General features: G+C 49.3%; 19 protein-coding genes. 11 read left to right on the top strand and 8 right to left on the bottom strand.

All coding sequences use genetic code 11. The features are described from left to right. Positions 1–42: 42 nt before the first annotated feature. Positions 43–984, bottom strand: a complete 942-nt coding sequence (locus ACOMG9_RS05550; RefSeq protein ID WP_494529915.1) for a class I SAM-dependent methyltransferase — start codon at positions 982–984, stop codon at positions 43–45. A 684-nt stretch (positions 985–1668) separates the two neighbouring features. Here ACOMG9_RS05550 and argS point away from each other — a divergent pair. Next, the gene (gene argS / locus ACOMG9_RS05545) at positions 1669–3411 is read left to right on the top strand and encodes an arginine--tRNA ligase (protein WP_494529914.1); all 1743 of its coding nucleotides are present in this window, start codon (positions 1669–1671) and stop codon (positions 3409–3411) included. Between the two features lie 48 nt (positions 3412–3459). Here argS and ACOMG9_RS05540 read toward each other — a convergent pair whose 3' ends face one another. After that, positions 3460–5052 (bottom strand): FMN-binding glutamate synthase family protein, encoded by a 1593-nt coding sequence (locus ACOMG9_RS05540; protein WP_448216107.1) that lies wholly within the window; start codon positions 5050–5052, stop codon positions 3460–3462. 233 nt (positions 5053–5285) lie between these two features. Here ACOMG9_RS05540 and ACOMG9_RS05535 point away from each other — a divergent pair, with 233 nt between their 5' ends. Continuing rightward, positions 5286–5852 carry an IS607 family transposase gene (locus ACOMG9_RS05535; RefSeq protein WP_494529913.1) on the top strand — a complete coding sequence of 189 codons (567 nt, stop codon included), beginning with the start codon at positions 5286–5288 and terminating at the stop codon, positions 5850–5852. A 22-nt stretch (positions 5853–5874) separates the two neighbouring features. Continuing rightward, complete coding sequence (locus ACOMG9_RS05530; RefSeq protein WP_494529912.1) at positions 5875–6978, top strand: RNA-guided endonuclease InsQ/TnpB family protein; 1104 nt, start codon at positions 5875–5877, stop codon at positions 6976–6978. A 153-nt stretch (positions 6979–7131) separates the two neighbouring features. Here the strand turns inward: ACOMG9_RS05530 and dtd are convergent, their stop codons facing one another. Further along, on the bottom strand, positions 7132–7569 hold the full coding sequence (gene dtd / locus ACOMG9_RS05525; protein ID WP_448216105.1) for a D-aminoacyl-tRNA deacylase: 438 nt from the start codon (positions 7567–7569) through the stop codon (positions 7132–7134). An 87-nt stretch (positions 7570–7656) separates the two neighbouring features. Beyond that, positions 7657–8610, bottom strand: a complete 954-nt coding sequence (gene pip / locus ACOMG9_RS05520) for a prolyl aminopeptidase (protein WP_448216104.1) — start codon at positions 8608–8610, stop codon at positions 7657–7659. Between the two features lie 267 nt (positions 8611–8877). Between pip and ACOMG9_RS05515 the strand changes: the two genes are divergently transcribed. Further along, entirely contained in the window at positions 8878–10578 is a 1701-nt protein-coding gene (locus ACOMG9_RS05515; protein WP_494529911.1) for a CAP domain-containing protein, read from the top strand. Between the two features lie 35 nt (positions 10579–10613). Here ACOMG9_RS05515 and typA read toward each other — a convergent pair whose 3' ends face one another. Then, positions 10614–12428: a translational GTPase TypA gene (gene typA, locus ACOMG9_RS05510; RefSeq protein ID WP_422132695.1), complete on the bottom strand. Its 1815-nt coding sequence runs from the start codon at positions 12426–12428 to the stop codon at positions 10614–10616. 22 nt (positions 12429–12450) lie between these two features. Then, entirely contained in the window at positions 12451–13101 is a 651-nt protein-coding gene (locus tag ACOMG9_RS05505; RefSeq protein WP_422132694.1) for a BUD32 family EKC/KEOPS complex subunit, read from the bottom strand. A gap of 229 nt (positions 13102–13330) precedes the next feature. Here ACOMG9_RS05505 and msbA point away from each other — a divergent pair, with 229 nt between their 5' ends. The 3 genes from msbA (at position 13331) to ACOMG9_RS05490 (ending at position 18272) form a co-directional block, all read left to right on the top strand. Continuing rightward, positions 13331–15172 (top strand): lipid A export permease/ATP-binding protein MsbA, encoded by a 1842-nt coding sequence (gene msbA / locus ACOMG9_RS05500; RefSeq protein ID WP_494529910.1) that lies wholly within the window; start codon positions 13331–13333, stop codon positions 15170–15172. 123 nt (positions 15173–15295) lie between these two features. Continuing rightward, the gene (gene hldE / locus ACOMG9_RS05495) at positions 15296–16738 is read left to right on the top strand and encodes a bifunctional D-glycero-beta-D-manno-heptose-7-phosphate kinase/D-glycero-beta-D-manno-heptose 1-phosphate adenylyltransferase HldE (protein WP_422132692.1); all 1443 of its coding nucleotides are present in this window, start codon (positions 15296–15298) and stop codon (positions 16736–16738) included. Between the two features lie 142 nt (positions 16739–16880). Beyond that, a complete protein-coding gene (locus ACOMG9_RS05490) occupies positions 16881–18272 on the top strand; it encodes a hypothetical protein (protein WP_494529909.1) in 1392 nt (463 codons plus the stop codon). 33 nt (positions 18273–18305) lie between these two features. On the opposite strand, the gene ACOMG9_RS05485 is transcribed toward ACOMG9_RS05490, so the two are convergent. Together ACOMG9_RS05485 and ACOMG9_RS05480 are read right to left on the bottom strand one after the other, a co-directional pair. Beyond that, the gene (locus ACOMG9_RS05485) at positions 18306–19115 is read right to left on the bottom strand and encodes an aldo/keto reductase (protein WP_448218613.1); all 810 of its coding nucleotides are present in this window, start codon (positions 19113–19115) and stop codon (positions 18306–18308) included. Next, on the bottom strand, positions 19108–20322 hold the full coding sequence (locus ACOMG9_RS05480; RefSeq protein ID WP_422413360.1) for an FAD-dependent oxidoreductase: 1215 nt from the start codon (positions 20320–20322) through the stop codon (positions 19108–19110). Before ACOMG9_RS05480 ends, ACOMG9_RS05485 begins: the two co-directional genes overlap by 8 nt. 199 nt (positions 20323–20521) lie before the next feature. On the opposite strand from ACOMG9_RS05480, the gene pxpB reads away from it, so the two are divergent. From pxpB to ACOMG9_RS05460, 4 genes are read left to right on the top strand one after another with little or no spacing between them, the layout of a single operon-like run. Next, positions 20522–21223 (top strand): 5-oxoprolinase subunit PxpB, encoded by a 702-nt coding sequence (gene pxpB, locus ACOMG9_RS05475; RefSeq protein ID WP_448216100.1) that lies wholly within the window; start codon positions 20522–20524, stop codon positions 21221–21223. Continuing rightward, entirely contained in the window at positions 21220–22206 is a 987-nt protein-coding gene (locus ACOMG9_RS05470) for a 5-oxoprolinase subunit C family protein (RefSeq protein ID WP_448216099.1), read from the top strand. Before pxpB ends, ACOMG9_RS05470 begins: the two co-directional genes overlap by 4 nt. Beyond that, entirely contained in the window at positions 22196–22975 is a 780-nt protein-coding gene (locus tag ACOMG9_RS05465) for a LamB/YcsF family protein (RefSeq protein WP_448216098.1), read from the top strand. Before ACOMG9_RS05470 ends, ACOMG9_RS05465 begins: the two co-directional genes overlap by 11 nt. Next, on the top strand, positions 22975–23667 hold the full coding sequence (locus ACOMG9_RS05460) for a Dph6-related ATP pyrophosphatase (protein ID WP_448216097.1): 693 nt from the start codon (positions 22975–22977) through the stop codon (positions 23665–23667). Before ACOMG9_RS05465 ends, ACOMG9_RS05460 begins: the two co-directional genes overlap by 1 nt. Position 23668 lies beyond the last annotated feature (1 nt).

Raw genomic sequence — 23668 nt, 5'->3', positions numbered from 1 at the left:
CCTCTATCAGACGAGGGTTTACGACGATTTTGCTAACCTGCTTTATTTATAAGCGACAATGACCATATCGTATTTTGGAATCGGAAGGTCCTCACCGGTCTTTACATCCTTAAGCCACACTTTTCCACGAATCCGGTGCTCTAAAATCCATTCATTATCAAAAAACTTAGCTACATGAACTTTAAAACCAACGTCGTTCAGCATAAAGATAAGTTTGCGGGGATGAATGAATCCGTAATGTTCTTTAATTTCTGCATGCCAGTCTTCCGTGTAATCCTTTCTGAACATGTAATCATAAGCTGATGCCATATCCGTCTCGAAGGATTCATAATCTTCGGTACATTTATACAAATCAATTGGCACAGGCCGATTAAGTTGCCAGAAGCCGAGTGCAAATTCTGCGAAACAATGTCGGTCTTTTACATCAGATTTTGCGTGATAAAAACGAACTCTCCTCGTACCATCTTCAGGTCGGGCAAAATCTTTGATAATGATTCTCCCCCCTTTCTTAAGCGTCTGATAGGCAAGCTCTAAAGCATGTTTAACAGCGGCGAGAGAATCTTCGTTGTAGGAATAGATCTCATGAAGGACCGAAGCCATTATCACTGCGTCAGCATTCATGCCATAAGGTTTATTGCTACTGCCCTGCTCAAAATGAAGATTTTCTATTGCGCTGTATCGACTTTGGGCATGGGCTATCATCGGAGGCTGAATATCGATACCCTGAACCATTAATCCGGGATTTTCCCTGGCAATGGCTGCGGCCACAGCTCCAGTGCCAGATCCTACATCAATAATAAATGCCCCGTCGTATAATGGCAGATAGGGTAACAGCCGGGACAGTTTGTGTTGTAAAGCAGCATCCATCTGACTGGTGTAGAGGCTGAAATCACGATGCTCGGCAGCCGCCTCCATTAAACTGGATTCATATTGTCCGGCTGAAAAATTAACTGCTGAAACATTAACTGAAGGTGCTAATGCCAACCATAGAATCAGGGCAAAGGAGACAGTCCTCAAAAACATCGCAAGCTCTCACTAATCTGAAGAATATTCAAGTGTCTGAATTCAAATCCTTATGTTTAGTCGCTTTTCGGAAAAAAGACAGTTATTTTATTTTCCCATTGATGGCGATAAATCCGGTTTATCAGCCTCTGCAGCAGCCTGGGTAGACAAATCAACCAGCTGACCATGGTGTAGATACCCGACTTCACATTTCTCGACAGTGGCAACATTTCTCATGATTGAAGAAGACTGCTATTGTCTCAAAGCCATTTTATTCGCTATTATTTCCCGCTATGAAATCACTCTCATCAGCCACTTCATCTGCCTCTCAGGCGGCAAGTCCTGAAAGGCTTCAGTCAGCATCTGATATTGCCCTCTGTTACAGCATGTTTCTGGGCTGCCTGACATTCACATTGCGACGATGCCAAGGCTGAAAGGTTGTTTTTCAGTCGCCATCACTTTCGACATCCTGCTTTTTTGCAGAACAAGGCTGCCGCTGACCAGAAAGGTCAACAGGCTCTCTGTTAGAGATGCCCATAGCGATAGAAAGATATTTTGAAAAACCATCAACAATGAGACGCAGACAGTGCAAAATATTTTTCCCGATGAGCAGCCATGAGCAAAAAAAATCATCGTACACTCGTTTCAGACCAAGGAATTTTTTCCATGAATATTCTTAAACTGCTTGAAGACAGAGTCATCAAAGCACTGATCGCCGCCGGAGCCCCGGAGGACACTCCTGCGATGGTTCGTCAGAGCGCACGAGCCAACTTTGGTGACTATCAGTGCAATGCAGTGATGGCAGCAGCAAAGAAAATGGGACTCAAGCCTCGAGATCTGGCCCAAAAAGTAGAAGAAAACCTGGATCTGGAAGGTATTGCTGAAAAAACGGAAATTGCCGGACCCGGCTTCATTAATATCTATCTCAAGCCAGAATGGCTCGCTGCCAGATTGCAGGAAGCAGTAAAAGACGATCGTTCCGGTGTAGCCTCTGTCGACAGCCCGGAAACTGTGATTGTCGATTACTCCGCGCCTAATGTTGCCAAAGAAATGCACATTGGCCACATTCGCTCCACCATCATTGGTGATGCCAGCGCTCGCACTCTGGAATTTCTGGGCCACAAGGTCATTCGCCAGAACCACTTGGGAGACTGGGGGACTCAGTTCGGTATGCTGATTGCTCACCTCGAAGAACTGGAGCAAGACAGTCAGGAAGCTCAGGCTATGGAGCTTTCAAATCTGGAAGCCTTCTACAAGGCGGCTAAAAAACGTTTTGACGATGACGAAGTGTTCGCCACAAAAGCCCGTGAATATGTTGTCGAATTACAATCTGGCGATGAGCACTGCCTGAAACTCTGGAAAAAACTGGTTGATATCACTCTGTCTCACAACCAGGAAGTCTACGAGCGATTGAATGTTTCCCTGACGCCATCCGATGTTATGGGTGAGAGCGCCTACAACGACAGCCTGCCTGCCATTATCAATGCACTGGACAGCAAAGGCCTGTTGAGTGAAGACCAGGGGGCAAAAGTGGTCTTTCTGGATGAATTCAAGAACAAAGACGGCGACCCGATGGGTGTCATCGTTGAAAAGTCTGGCGGCGGCTTTCTCTATTCTACAACCGATCTGGCGGCCCTGCGGCACCGGACTCACGCCTTGAACGCCGACCGTGTTCTTTACTATGTTGATGCTCGTCAGGGACAACACTTTGACCAGATCTTCACTATTGCCCGCAAGGCCGGCTTTGTCAATGAAGATACTCGCACAGAACATCATGCATTCGGTATGATGCTGGGCAAGGATGGCAAACCGTTCAAAACCCGTGCCGGTACTACCATCAAACTGGTAGATCTGCTGGACGAAGCTGAAGAGCGTGCAGCCAGACTGGTTGCCAGCAAAGCCTCTGATCTCAACGAAGAACAAAAGTTCAAGGTTATCAAAGCCGTTGCCATGGGCTCGGTAAAATACGCTGACCTGTCCAAAAACCGCACCAGCGACTACGTTTTCGACTGGGACACCATGCTGGCCTTCGAGGGCAACACTGCGCCTTACCTGCTCTACGCCTATACCCGTATTAAAAGCATCTTCCGCAGGGCCGGAGTTTCTGAAACCGACCTCACCGGTAACATCCTGGTTGAAGAGCCTTCCGAGAGAGACCTGGCGCTGAAGCTCAACCAATTCAGCGAAACCATTGAGCAGGCTGCCCGTGAAGGAACGCCTCACGTACTTTGCGGCTACCTCTACGACTTGTCTGGTGCATTCATGAGCTTCTATGAAAACTGCCCGGTTAACAAAGAAGGCGTCAGCGAACCCGTTAAAATCAGCCGCCTGCAATTCTGTGCCCTGACTGCCCATATCCTCAAGAAAGGCCTTGACCTGCTGGGCATTGAAACCGTTGAACAGATGTAATCCTGTTTAACCCGGAAAATGCCGACTTTAATGTCGGCGTTTTCTATTTCAGGCGATCAGCCCGGGTAAAAACTCATCAGCCGAAGCCTGGGCCCAGTGGTTGCTGTAGCCAACCATATCATCGCGATTCAACAGGCATCCTGTTTCCAGAACCGGGTATATGGTTGCGTAAGAAGCTTCTGTCTGATCGGCGAGACGTCGGAAGATATGCCTCGCATTCAGCTGTTCCGGGCTGTCCAGCCCCATTGCTCCAACAATATCGAGAAAACTGGCCACCGTCACATGGTGATAATTTGCCACCCTGATCTGTTTTTCAGCAATGTTGACGGCTCTGCCTCTGACCGGGTCCTGAGTGGTCACTCCGGTCGGGCAGTGATTGGTGTTGCACTTCAATGCCTGAATACATCCAACAGCAAACATCATGGCTCTGGCCGAGTTACACAGGTCAGCACCCAAAGCAATCTTTGTCACCATATCAAAACCGGATGCCACCTTGCCGCTGGCAATGATCTTTACCTTCTCTCTCAGACCTGCACCTGTCAGGCAGTTGTGTGCAAAGACCAGTGATTCGTTCAACGGCATTCCCAGCCGATCCGTATACTCCACCGGGGCTGCACCTGTGCCTCCCTCTGCGCCATCAAGCGTAATAAAGTCCGGAGCCAAACCGGTTTCCAGCATGGCTTTACAGATCCCCATAAACTCCACTTTGTTGCCCAAACAGAGCTTAAAGCCCACCGGCTTAGCGGCAATCCTCCTGAGATGATCAATAAATAAAATCAGCTCTTTAGGCGTTGAAAAAGCCGAATGCGCGGGAGGAGAAATGACGGTCTCTCCCTCAGGAACACCTCTGGCTTCAGCAATTTCTTTTGAGACTTTAACGGCGGGTAGCACGCCACCATGGGACGGTTTGGCTCCCTGGGATAATTTGACCTCAACCATCTTCACGGCTTCATGCTTTACTTTTTCAGCAAAACCTTTTTCGTCGAAGCCACCTTCTTGTGTACGACAACCAAAGTAACCTGTGCCGATCTGCCAGACCAGATCCCCTCCTTCTGCCAGATGGTGTCGGCTTAACCCGCCTTCTCCCGTATTGTGAGCAAAGTCACCCCTGCGTGCGCCCGCATTCATTGCTCTAATGGCATTGGCACTCAGGGCGCCAAAGCTCATGCCGGAAATATTCAGCCTTGACGCCAGATAAGGTTGTGAGCAGGAATGTTCACCGATCAGTATTCTTCCATGGCTGGCATCCACCTCTTTGGGGGTCAGGGAATGATTGGCCCGATGGTAGCCGCAATCGGTCAGTTCAAACTGGGTGCCAAAAGGTTGGGTATCAGACACGCCCTTGGCTCTTGAATACACCATATTTCGGATTTCACGATTAAAAGGTTTGCCACTCTGATTTGACTCGATAAAGTATTGATGAATCTCGGGACTGATAAACTCCAGTGCATAGCGCATATGGCCAATGACAGGATAATTTTTCAAAACGTTATGATTGGTGCAGGTCAGATCAAAAATCCCGACCAGAGTGTAAGGCACCAGAAAAACAAACAGCCAAAGTATCCCGGGCCAGAAAAACGACAGAAGCAAGGTGATCAGCATTCCGCCAACGGCAACCCAGAAAAACAGTTTACGAGCCATTTCTCCACCTTTTTCAGCGAGAAAATCCAGATAGCTGGATCTGATGCTCTTGAGTCTTGATGATAAAACGGTCTTTGGCAATGCTCCTTCTTTTGCCCCCCCACAAAGACGTCTGAGCCTTGGGACTTCATTTTGATTCCCTTCTGCTTTTTGCCTACAGTCAAATAAAATTGCAACAATCGCAAAATCAATTACGCCAGAAACAAGATAAATCGTCAAAAGGTGAATTTATCTTGTGGGGTTCAACTACAAAGCTAGCCAAGATTGAAGGCGTAACCAGCCAAACTATGAGGCGCAAGATCGAAAGCGGTCACTACGAAAAAGTGAAGCTAACCAGTGGTGGTCACTTCCGCATATTCATTAACCAGCAGAGGAAGATATGCTATACAAGAGTGAGTTCTGGAAAGCAAAAATCCAGCATTGACACGCAAAAGCGTATCTTACTCAAAGAGCACCCTGATGCAGAATTTATCAGCGACATTGCCAGTGCTTTCAACTTTAAGCGAAAAGGACTGCAAACCATTCTGGAATCAGCGGTGTGCGGAAATCCAACCCATATTGTGGTTGCCACAAAAGATCGCCTTGCCCGATCAGGGTTTGGACTCATCAAATGGCTTGTTGAATTATCGGGAGGACACATCGAGGTTTTGGATGACCCGGATAACGCCAGTGAGTCATTCGACACCCAAGAGCTTATCGGTTTCATTACCTCATTCTGCAATAGCCACTACGGGAAGCGATCTGCTAAAAGACGCAAAGATAGTAGCGTCAAAAAAGATCAGGTTTTACCCAGAGAATGAGCAAGCCTATCACGATGCCCTGATGCTCTATCGGAGGTCGTACAACCTTGCTGTTGAGCGTTTCCGCAATGATGACTATAAAGATGCCAGCGGAAAATTCATCAACATGCGACCCGCCATTAAAGCTCAAGTGGAGCAGGAGCAAAAAGAAAGTGGCAGGGCTTATAACTCGATTGTTTCTGATAATGGAACACTGGCGGCAGCGACCACATTCAAAGCGGTCTGCGAGCACAACAAGAAGCTCAAGGGAGCTAAAGAGGGCTTTGCAGAAATCAGTTTCAAAAGCCGCAAAGGTAGCAGACACTCATTCTCTATTGACCGTTTGCCAAAGGGGTTAAATCCCTGCGTACAAGCTCTTGGCAAGATTCACCTGACAGAAGATGTGCCAGCAGAAGCGATTGGCAAGTCTTGTCTCATAACCTACGACAAAGGTCGCTGGTTCATTCAGGTTCAACAACATATTGAGCTAAATCCCGAAATCCAAGGGAAGGTTAGATGCGTTGGAGTTGACCCCGGAGTTCGCACCTTTGCCACTTGCTACAGCGAAAAAGAGGCGTTGATAGCGGGTGATAAGGTTGCAAAAACAAAGCTGTTCCCACTGATGAAGCAAGTGGACAGCTTGATCAGTCAAAAGCAAAAAATCCTGAACACGCAGAAGGGCGTTAAGTTCCCCGACATGCCCCAGTGGGCAAGAGATCGGATTATTCATTTCAACAGGGAAATTGACCGGCTGAAATGCAAAAAGGATGACATTGTTCTTGATCTGCATAACCGGCTGGCGTTCGAGCTGGTGTCGAACTACGACGTTGTATTTTTGCCAACCTTTGAGACAAGAGGTATGGTCACACGCAAAGATAAGAAGGTTCGCACCATTCGCCGTAACACCTGCCGCCAGATGCTTGACCTCAATCACTACCCATTCAAAAAGCGGCTTAAGTGGTACGCAAAAAAGTATGGAAAGCATGTAGTTGATTGCAACGAAGCCTATACATCCAAGACTCAATCATGGAACGGGACCATTGACGAAAAATTAGGTTCTTCCAAGGTTATTAAGGGTGAGGGCTTCACCGTTGATCGTGATATCAACGGTGCCAGAAATGTCTTTCTTAAGTGTTTGACAAGGTAGCTTGAACCTTATCCATAACAGCGAGTGTTGCGCTCGTTGCGGTTTTAATCAAGAGCTTCCCCGAACAATGCCCTTGGCCGTTTGAGCAGATCACAGATGACGACTGGCTGCCGGGAGATTAACCCTTCTGGCGTTTTTCCATCGAATAATACATCAGACTTCGAGATTGAAAGTAACCGGCCCATCATTCAACAGGGAGACTTTCATGTCGGCTCCAAAACGACCCGTTGCCACATCGTGATGAAGCGTGTGGGCACGCTCGACAAAATAGTCATACAGCTTTTCACCATGCTCAGGAGAAGCCCCGGAACTGAAGCCGGGACGGAGTCCTTTGCGTGTGTCGGCGACAAGCGTGAACTGTGAGACAACCAACAGCCCACCACCGGAGTCTTGAAGACCCAGATTCATTTTTCCATCCTGATCACTGAAAGCCCTGTATTTGAGCACTTTATCCAGTAACTTATCCGCTTTTGCCTGATCATCGTCCTTTTCTATGCCCAGCAATAGCAAAAGACCTTCTGCAATCTGGCCTACGGTTTCACCGTTCACTTTTACATTGGCATACTGAACTCGCTGGATTAATCCACGCATGGGTTATCCTACTCCGGAAGTCTGTATAAAAGGTCGCCCCGGCTGATAGCCAGGGCCAGGAAGAAAATCACTGGAACCCATGTGAAATCAACCGAATTTAACCGCCAACTTATCGGTGGCAATCACCAGTGCATCGACAATACCTGGCTCGGAGGACGAATGACCTGCCTCCCTGATCACCTGAAGCTCTGCTTCTGTCCAGTGATCAGCTAACACCTGAGCGTTATCCAAAGGGCAGATCATATCGTATCGACCATGGACAATAATGCCCGGAATCTGGTCAATGTATTTCATGTCACGAATAATCTGATGAGGTTCAATAAAGCTGTCATTCATGAAGTAATGAGCTTCAAGCCGGGATATGGCTTTTGCGTTATGTGGTTCGCTGCAAAATTCTTCAGCATCAGGACAGGGCTTCAATGTGCTGATCCTCCCTTCCCATAATGCCCAGTGCTTGGCGGCATTCATCTGTGCCAGCTCATCATCACCGGTCAGGCGATTGTAATAAGCTTCCAGCATATTACCTCGCTCACTTTCCGGAATAATTTCTTCAAAGTGCTTCCAGTGATCCGGAAACACTCTGCCGGCTCCCTGCTTGGTGTAGAGCCAGTCAAAGTCCTTCTGTCGGGACAGAAAAATCCCCCTGAGCACCATGGCCATAACCCTTTTAGGGTGAGCCTGAGCGTAGAGCAGAGAGAGGGTTGAGCCCCAGGAGCCGCCAAAAAGAAGCCATTTTTCAATACCCAAATGTTTTCGAATCTGCTCCATATCAGCAATCAGATTCTGAGTGGTATTCCCTTCCAGCTCAGCATGGGGCAGCGACCGACCACAGCCTCGCTGATCAAAAAGGATGATTCTATATTTCTCGGGATCAAAGAATCGCCGCGATTTTTCTGAAGTACCCACCCCGGGCCCGCCGTGGACAAACAACACGGGAATACCATCTGGACTCCCGCACTCTTCCACATAAAGTTGATGAACGGTATCTACAGCCAGTTTGAAAACAGAGTATGGCTTTATAGCCGGGTAAAGCGTGCGCATGTTCCTTCCTTCAGAAGTCACTGAATCAAGCGAAGTCAGTCAGCTGAGCAAACAGAGCATCTGATCCACCTCTTGTCTCTGGGACACTGCCGAAAACTTAAATCAGACAGGCTCCCAGCACTCTACAATACTCTTAAAAACCAAGGTTTTCCAAGCATTGTCATGGCTTCTGAGGAACTTTTACGCCTCTTGGCTATCTAAGTTTCATAGCTGATATGAAAGGCAGGGAGTGCCTATGTATAACGTTGAAACAGCGAGCAGTAGTCGATGAACAAGCCATTTTTTCACAGGTCCATTAATCCATCGATCATAGCTTTGGCGTTCTCCACCGCCATGGGTTTTTGCCATGCTGCAGTGGTGGACCCCTTCCCGGTGGATAATTCTGAGGAGCTGAACAGACACCTCTCAAGCCACAATTATCAAATGCCTGAAAAGTGTAACAAAAATGCAGATCAGGGAAGTTGCTGGGCCCGCTCCATCATGAGCCTTCTCAGTGAACAGGAACTCAGCCAACTCTACAGGCAGTCGGCAGAGTACCTTAACTACCCGGACGATCAGCCAATTAATGCGGCTGCCCTGCATCTCTATCTTGAAAGTCACAGCACGGTCATACCTGAAGGTGCGACACCGGGTGTGCCTATCAACCATCTGAACACTCAACTGGCCATTCTTCTTAAGAAAAGAATACTGACAATAACGCCGTTAGCGGATGGAACCATTGCTATTCAATTCTTCTCAGGCTTTGAAGATGGCAGCTATGAAATCGAGGAAAACATCATTTCATTGTCAGAAGAGCCTGAAACTCTTTTCTCAGCCTTAATCACAGCAGATATAAGCCTTTTCCTGACCCCCGGCGTTAATGACACTCCTGGTCATGTGCAGCCCATTGTCTTCAATCTGCAACCCCATCAGACACCCGGGGCAGCTCTTGCTGAAGACTCGCTGAATGCAATGATCAATCGACCTGCCAGAACACTTGAGATCTCCGCTGTCAGCAGCGGTGATATACCACCTTACTTTTTCTCTGCGCTCCAATTTGGCGTCAGAAATGTCCGCCACCAACCCAGTTGGGAGGAGATGGAGCGCGAAATAAAAGAGGCCAGAAAAAGAAAATTCGCCAGAGAAAAAATGAAACAAGATGTCGAGCATTACAGAAACGAAGCCGCAAGCGAATATCGAAAAGGAACCATGACTCGTTTTTGTGCAAGCTGTGCAAAAGGTGCCTTCAAGCTGGGTATTCTTGGTGCTGCCTCTGCAGTCATTTACCAGAAATGGGAAACCATTAACCCTTATTCACAAGACTTCTGGAAAGAAGTTATTGCTCCTAACCTGCCAATGATGGCCCGTCTCGATGGCACAGGGGTGATAGGAAACTCTAAAGATCTGCCTGAGGAACTGGTCGGCTACGTTGATACAATTCCGGAGAAAAGTCGTGAAGCCTGGAAATACCTCACTTTCAAAGTGGACAGCTACCTGAGATCACGTTGGTCTGACTCTCGCTGGACTCATTCTCATTGGTACAACGAGGTCCTGGACCAACCCACCCAGGGCTTTGCAAATCAGGTGCTAACCGCTGTCAATGCTATACGCTCTAAACCGCAGGTCTGTGGCAATACCGTCATGCGTGCAGTCGGACGTTTGCGCTGGAACTACTCTCTTGAAGCAGCGGCCTTTAAACACGCAACGGATATGGCCAATAAAGATTTTATGAGCCACATAGGTTCAGATGGCAGTGAAATCAATCAACGAATTGAAGCACAGGGTTATCGCTGGTCAGCCTTTGCCGAAAATGTAGCCGTAGGCGCACACAACCTCGACGCTTTACTCAACGGCTGGATGAGCAGTCCGGGGCATTGTAATAATATCATGAATCCTAATGTCATCGAGATGGGAGTCAGCTTTGTAGAGAACCCCTCCGGCCGATTCAGAATATACTGGGCCCAGGTTTTTGCTTCACCAAAATACTGACCGGGGAGCTGCCCCCGGTCAGAACAGCCAGTCAATTATTTACTGCGGCTGGCGCGCTTGCGCTCATGCTCCTTCAGGAATTTCTTGCGCAGACGGATATTGTCAGGTGTAACTTCCACCAGCTCGTCATCGTCGATAAATTCCAAGGCCTGTTCCAGGCTATGTCGGATAGGCGGTGTCAGTTGAATGTTTTCGTCAGAGCCGGAAGCACGAACGTTCGTCAGCTGTTTACCCTTGGTAGGATTAACCACCAGGTCATTGTCACGATTATGCAGCCCAATGATCTGACCTTCATAAACGTCAACGTTCGGGTTCAGGAACAAACGACCACGATCCTGTAAGTTCCAGAGCGCATAGCCCAGCACCTTACCATTCACCATAGAAACCAGAACACCGTTCTTGCGGTGAGTCACTTCGCCATCTTTCACGTCACCGTAGTGATCAAAGACATTGGTCAGAATACCGCTACCAGAAGTCATGGTCAGAAACTGGGAACGAAAACCGATCAGACCACGGGCAGGCATGATGAACTCCAGGCGAATACGGCCCTTGCCGTCTGGTACCATGTTGGTCAGTTCTGCCTTACGGTGCCCCATCTCTTCCATCAGAGAGCCCTGATGTTCTTCCTCAACATCCACAACAACCTGTTCGTAAGGCTCCTGCAAAACGCCGTCAATCTCCTTGATGACAACCTCTGGACGGGAAACCCCCAGCTCAAAACCTTCACGGCGCATGGTTTCGATCAGAACCGACAGATGCAGTTCACCACGACCAGACACCTTGAACTTGTCAGCATCATCACCCTGCTCAACACGCAGCGCTACGTTATGCAGCAGTTCGCGATCCAGACGCTCTTTGATATTACGGGAGGTCACATACTTGCCATCCTGACCTGCAAAAGGAGAATCATTGACCTGGAAGGTCATGCTCACGGTTGGCTCATCCACCGTCAGTGCTGGCAGCGCTTCAACGTGATTTGGATCACACAGGGTGTCTGATATGTTCAGCTTGTCGATACCCGTTACACAAACGATATCGCCAGCACGAGCCTCTTCCACGTCTACACGTTCCAGACCCAGGTGCCCCATAACCTTGAGGATCTTGGCATTGCGCTCATTGCCATCGGCACCAATCAAGCGAATCGGAGTTGAGGGCTTGAGAACACCACGGGTGATACGACCAATACCGATAACTCCCAGAAAGCTGCTGTAGTCCAGGGCAGATATCTGCATCTGGAAAGGCGCATCGACATCCACCTTGGGAGAAGGGACATTATTGACGATCATTTCAAACAGTGGCGTCATATCTTGTGCCATGTTTTCAGGATCATCACCGGCAATACCATTCAGTGCAGAAGCGTAAATAACCGGAAAATCCAGCTGCTCTTCGGTAGCACCGAGACGATCAAACAGATCAAAGACTTCATCCATGACCCAGTCCGGACGAGCACCAGGACGGTCAATCTTGTTGATAACAACGATAGGGCGCAGACCCTGCTCAAAAGCTTTCTGGGTGACAAAGCGGGTCTGAGGCATAGGACCGTCAACCGCATCCACCAGCAGCAGAACCGAATCCACCATGGACATAACACGTTCCACCTCACCACCGAAGTCGGCGTGTCCGGGTGTGTCCACAATATTAATGTGGTAGTCCTGCCAGTTGATGGCGGTGTTCTTGGCCAGGATGGTAATGCCCCGCTCCTTCTCCTGGTCATTGGAATCCATGATCCGTTCGGCACCCTGATCTTTTCGACCCAGAGTTCCGGACTGCTGAAGCAGCTTGTCAACCAGGGTGGTTTTACCATGGTCAACGTGTGCGATGATGGCAATATTGCGTAACTTTTCTATCACTGTCTTTCTCTCTTAAAATCTTTCAGGTGTGCTGCATTACAGCTTCGACCTTGTCCACATCCAAATCCGCCAGCCTGGCGTAGGTGGAACAAAATGTCTGGTCCTTAATCAGATACTGAACATCCTGCTCATAACGAGCCAGATGATGTAAATTCCTCAGCCTTAACGCTTCTTTCAGAGGACTCCGGCTAAAGCGCATATCGGCAATGTCTATCAGCCCAAGAGCACCGTCGGGCAACTTGAGAATATTACCCATGTGCAGGGAGCGAAAATAGACGCCCTGTTTATGCAGCTGCGCAATATATCGGGCTAACTGCTCGGCCAGAACTCGGGTTCCATCTTCATCCAGAGCAGGGAAAACCTGCCTGAGGGTCCGACCCGGCAACGGCCGATAATGGACAGCTGTTTTTTTATATCTTCCAAGACGGTAGCAGCTAATAATATCAACCGTTTGAATGCCACGGGTCACGAGTTCCGAGGCATTTCTGGCGAACCGGACAGAATATGGCTTAAACCACGCCGAGCTGATAGTGCTTTTAACCCGAAACAGTTTCAGAAAAGTCTTATCTTTCAGTTTCAGAACCTTGTCGCCAAAATGGTCCTGCTCTATCACCTCAGCCCCTTCAATCAGGGCCTGATAAGCCGTGGAAGATAATCGCTGCATACCACTCATGTCTGTTGAGTACTCATTATTTCCACAATAAAAAAAGCGGCCAATCATACCCTAGCACGAAACATTCATAAAGCCGCTTTGATCCGGGTAAAGGAGGGCAACGCAAGGTAGAGCTTTACCAAGAACGTCATTTTACGGTAAAAATCATGGTTTTAGAGGCTCTATCCATTGAGCCCAAAGCCAGATTCATCCAGAATAGGCCCCTCATTTTTAACTGATTACAGTGGCCATGTCGGAACACGCCAAGTCGGGAAGCCTGCAGATTTACCTGCGCCTTCTCAGCTATGTAAAGCCCTACTCGGGCTTTTTTGCCCTCAGTATACTGGGCTATGTCATGTTTGCGCTCAGCCAGCCAGCTTTTGCCCGTTTGCTGGAATATTTTGTTGAAGCGCTCGAAGGCAGCTTTGCCACTATTGACAGAGACCTTGGGGGTTTTCTTCCCGCTTCTATCATGACTTCGGTGGCCCTGATTCCTATCGTCATGTTGTCTATTGCCATATTCAGGGGGATTGGTTCCTTTCTGGGTAACTACTTCCTGGCCAAGGTGTCCTTATCGGTTGTGCACGACCTGCGCTGCCTGATGTTTAACCGAATGATTCAGTTGCCCAATAACTACTTTGACAACAACAACTCCGGGCACCTGATTGCCAGAATCACCTACAACGTGGGTATGGTGACCTCGGCAGCAACCGATGCCGTCAAGGTTATTGTGCGGGAAGGCCTGACCGTTGTTTTCCTGTTCGGGTATCTGATCCTGACCAACTGGAAGCTTACCCTGGTATTCATCGGCGTTGCTCCCATCATTGCCCTGGTGGTCAGTACCGCCAGCAAACGTTTCCGTAAGCTGAGTTCGAAGATTCAGACATCCATGGGGGATCTGACCCACGTCAGTTCGGAATCGATCAATGGTTATCGGGTAGTCAGAGGCTTTGGTGGTGAGAGTTATGAAACCAGCCGCTTTTTTGATGCCAGTGATCGCAATACCCGTCAGGGGCTGAAAATGGTCAAGGCTTCCGCTGTCCATACGCCCACCCTGCAATTCCTGGTTAATACAGCCCTCGCTATTCTGTTCTTCCTGGTGCTGTGGCTAAAAGGAGATGCAACCACCGCTTCTCTGGTGAGTTTTGTCACGGCTGCGGCACTGCTGCCAAAGCCTATTCGTCAGCTGAGCGAAGTAAACGCCAACATACAAAAAGGTATTGCCGCAGCAGAGAGCATTTTTGAAATGGCTGACCAGCCTTCCGAACCTGATAACGGCACCTTTGAAAAGGAAATAGTTGCAGGCAAGCTGGAGTTTCGAAACTTGTTTTTCACCTATCAGAATGCTGACAAACCCGCCCTGAACAATATTAACTTCACTGTTAATCCGGGTGAGACTATTGCTCTGGTGGGCCGCTCGGGATCGGGAAAAACAACACTGGCCAACCTGGTTCCCCGTTTCTACACCTATGGACAGGGTCAAATTCTTCTGGATGATACGCCCATTGATGATTACAGCCTGAAGAACCTTCGCAGGCATATCGCTCTGGTAGATCAGAATGTCACTCTGTTTAATGATACAGTGGCTCGCAACATTGCCTATGGAGACCTGCGCGACAAAGATGATTCTGACATTCACCTGGCTGCTGAAGCCGCCCATGCCAATGAATTCATCAAGAATATGGCTCAGGGCATGAACACGCTGGTTGGTGAAGATGGCGTGCTGCTCTCGGGTGGCCAGCGGCAGCGTTTGGCCATAGCCAGGGCTATTCTGAAGGACGCCCCCATTCTGATTCTTGATGAAGCCACTTCGGCCCTGGATACCGAATCCGAGCGTCATATCCAGGCGGCCCTGGATGAAGTCATGAAGAATCGAACAACGCTGGTCATTGCTCACCGACTTTCCACCATCGAGAATGCTGACCGTATCATTGTGGTGGATAAAGGCAAAATTGTAGAGAGCGGCACTCATTCCGAACTACTGGCCAGAGAAGGTCATTATGCCAAACTGCATCAGATGCAGTTCCAGGAAGAGCAGGAAGAAGCCGTAGAGGTGATACCTTTGGCTTCTTCGCAGCCATTACAACATTGAACGCTTTAAAAAAGCTGAGGTTTTACCATGATTACCCATCAAGACGATTTCGTGGTAAACCTACCGGAAACTGGGCCAACTTACTTGGCAGGCCTCCCAAGATACCGAAGCGGAAGACACTGAATGAAACTGACTCTGCCACGATTTAATGAAGCCAGGGTTCTGGTGATCGGCGATGTCATGCTGGATCGATACTGGCACGGCGGCACCTCCAGAATCTCCCCTGAAGCACCAGTACCTGTTGTTCGCGTCACCAATATAGAAGATCGCCCCGGCGGCGCTGGCAACGTAGCCCTTAACATTGCCTCTCTGGGTGCCCCGACCTGGCTGATAGCTGCTACCGGAGATGATGAAGCAGCCGACTCCCTGCAGACCCGTCTTGAAGCGGCCGGAGTCTATTGCGATTTTGCCCGGCTGAAAGATATGCCTACCATCACCAAACTCAGGGTCATCAGCCAGCATCAGCAACTCATTCGTCTGGATCAGGAAGAACCTTTCTCCGTTCTCAGCAGCGATATTCTCGAAGAAAAAGCAGCCAATTTGCTGAATAACATAGGGGCTGTCATTCTTTCTGATTACAACAAGGGTACCCTGCAGAACCACCAGCAGCTGATCAAACTGGCACGTACAAAAGGCGTTCCGGTCCTTGTTGACCCCAAAGGTACAAACTTTGAGCGTTACCGTGGTGCTACGATCATTACTCCGAACCTGCAAGAATTTGAAGCCGTTGTCGGCCGCTGCGCAGATGAGCAGGAGCTGATCACCAAAGGTCACCAGTTACTGGACGAGCTGGAGCTTGACGCCATGCTGATCACTCGCAGTGAGCACGGCATGACCCTGATTCGCAGAGACGAAAAGGAACTGCACCTGCCAGCCAGAGCCCGTGAAGTCTTTGATGTGACCGGCGCCGGAGACACCGTAATTTCCACTCTGGCCACTGCACTTGCAGCGGGGGCTGAACTACCCAAAGCAGCCGCTCTGGCCAATATTGCAGCCGGTATTGTGGTTGCCAAGCTGGGGACTGCAACGGTCAGCATGCCAGAGCTGCGCCGTGAGGTGAACAGAGAACTGGGCGCAGAGCGTGGCGTTGTGACCCCGGATCAGCTCAAGATTGCACTGGAAGATTCCCGGGCCCATGGCGAAAAGATCGTCTTCACCAACGGCTGCTTCGACATTGTTCATGCCGGCCACGTGGGTTATCTGGAGCAGGCCCGAAAGCAGGGTGACAGGCTGGTACTGGCTATCAACAGCGATGCTTCTGTAAAAAGATTGAAAGGTGAAGGCCGCCCCATTAACTCGGAAGATCGCAGAATGGCGGTACTGGCAGGCCTTGAAGCTGTCGACTGGGTCGTATGCTTCGAAGAAGATACACCTGAAAACTTGCTCAGAATGGTTAAACCTGACGTTCTGGTAAAAGGCGGCGACTACACCATTGATGAAGTGGTCGGTGCTCCTATCGTCTACGAATACGGCGGCGAAGTGAAGGTTCTGGCGTTCCTGGATAACTGTTCGACAACGGCCATTGTTGAAAAGATCAGGAAGGACAAATCTAAAGAGTCTGCTTGATACTTTTATCATAAAACAACAACATTGCCGCCAACTTTTCGACAGTTAGCGGCTATCTTCTTCAAAACCCAAGGCTAGCCAATCTCCAGAACTTCGCCCTCTATAATAAGTTGAAAGCACTCAAAGATTCAGGGATAGAGTAATGGGTATTATCAACGGCGGCGAAAAGATTTCTATCAGCCCGACATGGTCTGAACATGCTCAACAGAAAGTTGATAAACCCAGGGGACGCCATAAAGGCTCTTCAGTATACTCCATCGAAAATACCGTCCCTCAAAACGGGAAAGGCAAGAAACTACCGATAAAAAGTCTCTTCTCCCGCAGTGTCAGCAATTCTGATAAAGCCGCAGCGAAAGAAAAGAAAGCCACTGAGAAGAAAGCCGTCAAAGCGTTTATGGTGGCAATGGATGATGTCAAAAAAGCAGTAAACAACAAAAATGGCAGTCTTGAGTCTGTTCAGAAAGTGATTAACAAGCACGCCAAAAACAAGGGTGAATTGGAAGACCTGTTGGCTAACCTGACCAGAAAATCCGGACAAGCAGCCTTGCAACCCCATGTTCAAAAAGCATTCAAGGAGGCCGGTCTTTCCATGATGCTGTCGAAAGCAAGAGATAACGCTCAGCCGCTAAAGAATACCACAGATCATGGTCAGTCTTTCAGAGATGCACTGGATAAGTGCATGGCACCGTTAAGGGCTCAGCGGCAAGAACTGAGTTACTCCACTTATCCTGATGCCATTCGAGATCAGCTTAAATCTTATCCCGCACTGACTGAATGCCTGGTGGAAGAACTACCCAACTCAAAAGGATATTCTTCTCCCAACAATCGATATTCTGCTATTCAGGCCCAGACTATTCTGACCTGCCAATGCTTTGAAGAGGCTCACCAAATTAAGCAAAATCTGAACAGAACTATGAAGAGTCAACAATTACCCCCTGAAACAAAAAGCAAGATCGCGAGTGCTTTAAATGAGGTTCAGGGAATTTTAGAAGCTACGCAAAAAGACCTCAAAAGCCTGCACCGGAACTACGCCATGAAAGGAGAGGGTCATTTCCTGAACGCTGAATACCGAGAGAGTATCAAGGAAAGAATTCATTCAGACCCTGTTAGCAAAGATTCATTCAGTAGCAAGCAAACTTCCAGCAAGCGCCAACCGGTCAGTCAATCTATACCGGCTCAGGAAAACAGGGTTCAACCTGAAGCCAAAGCAGCTCCTAAGCCACCTAGAAGAGCAGCACCCGCCATTCCTTTCGATGCTTCTCTTGCAGCCCTGAAAAAAGAGAGGCCAGAGCTGTCACGTGAAGCAGGCCTACTACGTGATTATCTGAAGGAACTGCAGACTTTCTGCAATTCACGAGAGTTAGTTAACCTTATGGGTAAAGATTTTTCAGCTTACAGAGACGCAGGCTGGAGCTTTGACCAGTACGCATCCCTGTGTCAGCATGCAGCTGGATTCATTGCAGAAAACCGGTCACTGACACCTGCTGAAGCGATGAATGCGGCCTATGAAAACATCACAACCCCGCGCCAATAAAAACCTTTTTTCTCTAACCTGGCCGCCAGAGAATCAGCTCTCAAGAAGTCTGATGACTCTGGCGCACGACTCTGCATTACTCTTCAGGTGTAACGGATTAATAGTGCCAATCACTGCCGCCGAGGTCGCAGGATGAGAGAAAACCAACTCCATGCTTTTCTCCACCGGATCTTCACCTTCCAGACAAACATGCCCACTGGCCAGAGCTTTCTTGATCAGAATGCCCTTATCGTTCCGGAGAGCGTAATCAAGTACCGGTTTCTCAGCCTGCTCCTTCAAGTTATAAGTCACCATGACGATATCCGACTTTTCCAGCGCCATAATGCCGCCTTCAACAGTTTTGGTAGACATGCCTGACGCCAGAATCTTGCCCTCTTTTTTTAACGCTTCCAGTACTTCCAGACAGCCATATTGCTGAATAATATTGACGTCATCACCATTGGAATGGACCAGCACCATTTCAATCCGATCAGTATTCAGCCGTTTCAGACTTCTCTCGATGCTGAAGCGAATATGTTCCGCTGTGAAATCAAAACGAGACTCACCGTTCTCAAACTCTTCTCCGACTTTACTGCAGATAACCCAGTTGTCTCTCTGACCTTTTAACAAAGACCCCAATCTTTCTTCACTGGTGCCGTAGGCTGGTGCTGTGTCCAGCAGATTAATACCCAGGGTTTGTGCCAGTTTCAGAAGCTCTCTGGCCTCGCTATCATCCGGAATCCTGAATCCGGATGGGTATTTTACGCCCTGATCCCTGCCCAGCTTTACGGTTCCGAAACCGATGGGAGAAACCCGGATATCAGTACCTGCAATGGTTCTTGTCTCAAGTCGGTAATCAGTCATGATCGACAAATGCCCCGCTCCAGAAGGGTTGGCAGATTTCAGGATGCTGAACATCCTCTGGCAAAGCAAAGCCTTCATTGCCAGAAGGCGAGAGTTGCTGCCTGTTCAGCACTTTAATGACCTCATCAGAAAGGTTGGGTGCCAGCGCCAGCTTGGTCGGCCAGGAAACAATGCCGTTTTCTATCTCATGAATGAATGCGGCATCCGGTCTCAGCAGTCTGCTCTGTCTGGGTTCGGCCCGGTTTACAAACATCGTCGCCCATTGGGCATCGTCCAGATTAACCCATGGCAATAATGCAGTCAGCTCACGCCGGGCCACCCGGATCTGTTGTTCCGGTGTGCGTTCCATCCCGTCTTCCGCAATTTCGCCCCCCAGATACCAGACCCAGCTGCCTTCACCATCCGGATGGCTGGTGACTGTTATTCTTGGAACGGGTTTGGTACCCAGACAATGCGCGAAGAGCGGCTCAGGATGACGATGCCGAACCATAACCATATGAAGCGGCCTTCTCTGCATCTCTGGCCGGGAGAGTCCCCAGAGTTTTATCAGGTCCTCTGTGCCTTCGCCCGCCGTGGTAACAAACTTGCTGGCCCTGATTTGCAGGGTTTTGCCTCCAAAGGTATGCTCGATGAAATCTATTTTTTTGCCTTCAGTGACAATACGGGTGTTTTCAGACCAGTCCACCTTGAGAATCCGATCTTCCAGACCTTTCACCAATGCATCGATGACCGTCCGGATATCCAGCACGATCTCATTGAGCTGATAGACTTTGCCCAGAAACGCTTCATGACGAAAAATATCAGGAAAATCCTCCGGTTTCTTCAACTGCTCCACCCGACCGCGCAAAGCCTTGCTGGCGAAAAACGTAGTAAGCCTGGAACCCACATCACCGGGAGACCATAGATACTGGAACTCAGAGAGTATAACGGCTCCCGACAGATCAACCTCACCTTCCCCCCTGAGAGCCTTGCGCCAGCGGTCTGGCATGCCGACAATACACTCTGCCGCCTTGGTCAGAGTGCCGGTCAAAGTGTACTTGGTCCCGCCATGAACGATCCCCTGGGATTTGATCGTCTGACCCCCGCCGAGGGTAGCATTCTCCAGCAGAAGGGCTTTATAGCCTTGCTGATTGAGGGTATTGAACAGCCAGAGACCGGCAATGCCTCCGCCAATTACAACAACATCTGTTTCTATGGTCTGAGTCATATAAAGTGGATCAGAGAGTAAGACAGGGAAAATACAAAACCGGCAGTATACGCCTCATACCCGTCCGAGACCAACATCGCCTTCAGCCTCTGGATGCCAGACGTTCGCATTTGGTAGATTTACCCTCTCCGACGACTAACGCTTGATAACCCAATCCTATGTTAGAATCGGCTGCAGACTTTGAGAATATGACGATAATATGAACCATCCCTGTGAGTGCTTCCCTCTGGGTGACTCAGCTCTAATGCTGTGTTTTGGTGACCGGATCAGTCCCAAAATAAACCTGATCGTTCACACGGCGGCAAAACAAGTTCTCGAAGCGGCATCCCCTGAAATAATTGAGATAGTTCCGGCTTACACAACTTTGACCGTCTATTACGATCCCTGCCAGATTCAATCAGCAACACCTTATGAAGCTTTGAAAGAAAAAATACTCAACCTCCTGCAAACACTCAAGGTGGGTCAGACAAACGTTGGCAATCTTGTTGAAATACCAGTCTGCTACGAAAGCAGCTTTGCTCCGGACCTGGATCGTGTAGCCAAACACTGTCGCTTAAAAACTGAAAAAGTGATTGATCTTCACACTTCAGCGACTTACGACGTTTACTTTCTTGGCTTTGCTCCGGGTTTTCCCTTTCTGGGTGGAATGAATGAAAGACTATCAATACACAGACTTGAAAACCCACGTCTGTCGATACCGGCTGGCTCCGTTGGCATTGCCGGTGAGCAGACAGGTATCTACCCTCTTTCCACTCCCGGAGGCTGGCAGCTGATAGGCCACACCCCTGTTTCTCTGGTGGACTTCAGTAACGACCACCCCACCCTGCTCAAGCCCGGTGACAGAGTAAAATTCACCGCTATTTCCTCCAGAGAGCATCAGGAAATGGAGGCGCAAAGGTGAGCCTGACCGTCAAACAACCCGGAATGCTGACCAGCCTCCAGGATCTGGGCAGGTATGGCCTCCGGAACCTGGGCCTATCAACCTGTGGCGCTATGGACTCCCTGGCAGCCAGAGTCGCTAATCTGATACTGGGAAACCCTGAGAATGCCCCACTGCTGGAATTCACTTTGACAGGACCCACTCTGGAATTTCATAAGTCCACTGTAATCTGTCTTAGTGGAGGAAGTGCCGATGCCACCGTGGATACCCATCCCATCGCCAGCAACTTCGTAACCGCCGTTAAAGCAGGGCAAACACTGAAAATTGCCAGTCTCAGAACAGGCTGCCGGGGCTATCTGGCGATTAAAAACGGCTTTCAGGCTCGGGAAGTGTTGGGAAGTTGCAGTACTTATCTGAGAGCTGGTATCGGTGGCCTTGGCGGCCGGGCACTGAAAGAGAACGACCGGCTTGGCTTTAACAGCTGGGCAGCAAAGAAAAATTTCAAACCTGATATTGCTGTGGGCCACAGGTTTACACAGTATCTTGAGGATCAGAAACATGTTCAGCCTGTTCGTTATATCCGGGGTCCACAAACGTCATGGTTCTCCGGCCCAAGCCTGAATGTTTTCCAGAACCAGAGCTACTCTGTCCGCCCGGATTCTGACCGGATGGGTTATCGTCTCTGTGGTCAAAAGATCAAAAGCAGCTATGCCGGAAATCTGATCACAGAGGGGACAGCCATGGGTTCCATTCAGATCCCTCCGGATGGTCAACCCATTATTCTGATGAGTGATTGTCAGCCCACTGGCGGATATCCCAAAATCGGGAACATCATCTCTGCGGACTTGCCCAGAGTCGCCCAGCTGAAGCCATCGGACACACTGACCTTTCAGGAAGTCACTGTGGAAGAAGCACAACGGGAACTGGTAAAACAGAGAATCGGCCTGAACCGTCTGGCCATAGCGGCTGAATATTATTGGAACCGAAACCAAAATGATTACTGATAAAGTTCTGACACTGGATCTGAACTGCGACATGGGTGAAAGCTTTGGCCAGTACAGGCTGGGAAACGATACTGGAATCATGCCGTATATCAGTTCTGCCAACATTGCCTGCGGCTTTCATGGGGGTGATCCGAATATCATGGCCAACACGGTAAAACTGGCTTTGGAACACAGTGTTGCCGTCGGTGCTCATCCCGGTTTACCAGACCTTCAGGGCTTTGGTCGCAGAAACATGCACATCAGCCCCGAAGATGCCTATAACCTGACACTTTACCAGACAGGCGCATTAAGCGCTTTTGTGACGGCACAAGGCGGTCAACTTCACCATGTCAAACCTCACGGAGCTCTGTACAATATGGCCGCCCGTAACCCGGACCTTGCCAAAGCCATAGCCGAAGCGGTTTATCAATTTAATCCGGAACTGATTCTCTATGGGTTAGCCGGTAGTTGCCTTATATCTCAGGCTGAAGCCATTGGCCTGAAGACCGCCAGCGAAGTCTTTGCCGACCGCAGCTACCAGATTACTGGCCAGCTAACCCCCAGAGATCAGGACGGCGCAATGATTGAAGACCAGCAAAAGTCCCTCGACCAGATCAGAGACATGGTATTACACAAACAAGTGACGTCAGTGGATGGCCGGACAATTGCTATCCAGGCCGAGACCCTGTGCATACATGGCGATGGTCCCCGGGCTCTGGACTTTGTCCGTGGCTGTGAACGATTTCTCCGGGCACAGGGCATCACCATTCAAACGATTCAGGCGCAGTAATGAATATTTCTCCCCAGGCTTCATTGCCCTCTTCAAGATCTCTTTTTGCCACTTCCTGGAGTGGCGGCAAGGATGGTTGCTTTGCTCGATGGATTTCCAGTCAGAGTGGCGCCAAACCCGCCTGTCTGCTCACTATGCTCAGAGAAGGTGAACAGAGAACCAGTGCCCATGGACTGCACCAGGAGGTTCTTCAGACTCAGGCTGATTGTCTGGGAACCCCAATCATTTTTGGCTCTGCCGGGTTTGGAGGTTATGAACAGGGATTAAAAAAGGCACTGGCAACCGCTATCAGTGAGTATTCTGCCAGTCACCTTGCTTTTGGTGATATCGACCTGGATGCCCACAAGGATTGGTACGATCGTATTCTCAAAGATACTTCTATCCAGACCTGTTACCCACTCTGGCAATACAGCCGCAAACAGCTTCTGAAAGATATGTTCTCGGTGGGCCAGGAGGCCCTGATTGTCAGCATCAAGAATGAATCACTGGATCAAAGTTTTCTCGGACGAATACTGACACCCTCACTGGCCGATGAGATAGAAGCCAGAGGCATCTGCCCCACTGGAGAAGAAGGCGACTTTCACACACTGGTGATCAATGGTCCTGACTTTAAAGAACCCTTGTCCGTTAAAAAAGCAGATATCTGGCAGGATGACTGGGGCCACTCTGTGCTTGAGCTCTTACCTGCCTGAG

The sequence above is a fragment of the Endozoicomonas sp. PH6C genome (assembly GCF_059322965.1).
Note: the sequence above shows the minus strand (reverse complement) of the source record. Positions and strands in the feature narration are given on the sequence as shown.

Excerpts from the sequence above, each read along its gene's own strand:
- ACOMG9_RS05505 (WP_422132694.1), bottom strand. The coding sequence starts at position 13,101 with ATGAGTGGTATGCAGCGATTATCTTCCACGGCTTATCAGGCCCTGATT.
- argS (WP_494529914.1), top strand. The coding sequence starts at position 1,669 with ATGAATATTCTTAAACTGCTTGAAGACAGAGTCATCAAAGCACTGATC.
- ACOMG9_RS05515 (WP_494529911.1), top strand. The coding sequence starts at position 8,878 with ATGAACAAGCCATTTTTTCACAGGTCCATTAATCCATCGATCATAGCT.
- ACOMG9_RS05460 (WP_448216097.1), top strand. The coding sequence starts at position 22,975 with ATGAATATTTCTCCCCAGGCTTCATTGCCCTCTTCAAGATCTCTTTTT.
- ACOMG9_RS05540 (WP_448216107.1), bottom strand. The coding sequence starts at position 5,052 with ATGGCTCGTAAACTGTTTTTCTGGGTTGCCGTTGGCGGAATGCTGATC.
- dtd (WP_448216105.1), bottom strand. The coding sequence starts at position 7,569 with ATGCGTGGATTAATCCAGCGAGTTCAGTATGCCAATGTAAAAGTGAAC.
- ACOMG9_RS05530 (WP_494529912.1), top strand. The coding sequence starts at position 5,875 with ATGCTCTATCGGAGGTCGTACAACCTTGCTGTTGAGCGTTTCCGCAAT.
- pip (WP_448216104.1), bottom strand. The coding sequence starts at position 8,610 with ATGCGCACGCTTTACCCGGCTATAAAGCCATACTCTGTTTTCAAACTG.
- ACOMG9_RS05480 (WP_422413360.1), bottom strand. The coding sequence starts at position 20,322 with ATGACTCAGACCATAGAAACAGATGTTGTTGTAATTGGCGGAGGCATT.
- ACOMG9_RS05465 (WP_448216098.1), top strand. The coding sequence starts at position 22,196 with ATGATTACTGATAAAGTTCTGACACTGGATCTGAACTGCGACATGGGT.
- msbA (WP_494529910.1), top strand. The coding sequence starts at position 13,331 with ATGTCGGAACACGCCAAGTCGGGAAGCCTGCAGATTTACCTGCGCCTT.
- ACOMG9_RS05485 (WP_448218613.1), bottom strand. The coding sequence starts at position 19,115 with ATGACTGATTACCGACTTGAGACAAGAACCATTGCAGGTACTGATATC.
- hldE (WP_422132692.1), top strand. The coding sequence starts at position 15,296 with ATGAAACTGACTCTGCCACGATTTAATGAAGCCAGGGTTCTGGTGATC.
- ACOMG9_RS05490 (WP_494529909.1), top strand. The coding sequence starts at position 16,881 with ATGGGTATTATCAACGGCGGCGAAAAGATTTCTATCAGCCCGACATGG.
- pxpB (WP_448216100.1), top strand. The coding sequence starts at position 20,522 with ATGAACCATCCCTGTGAGTGCTTCCCTCTGGGTGACTCAGCTCTAATG.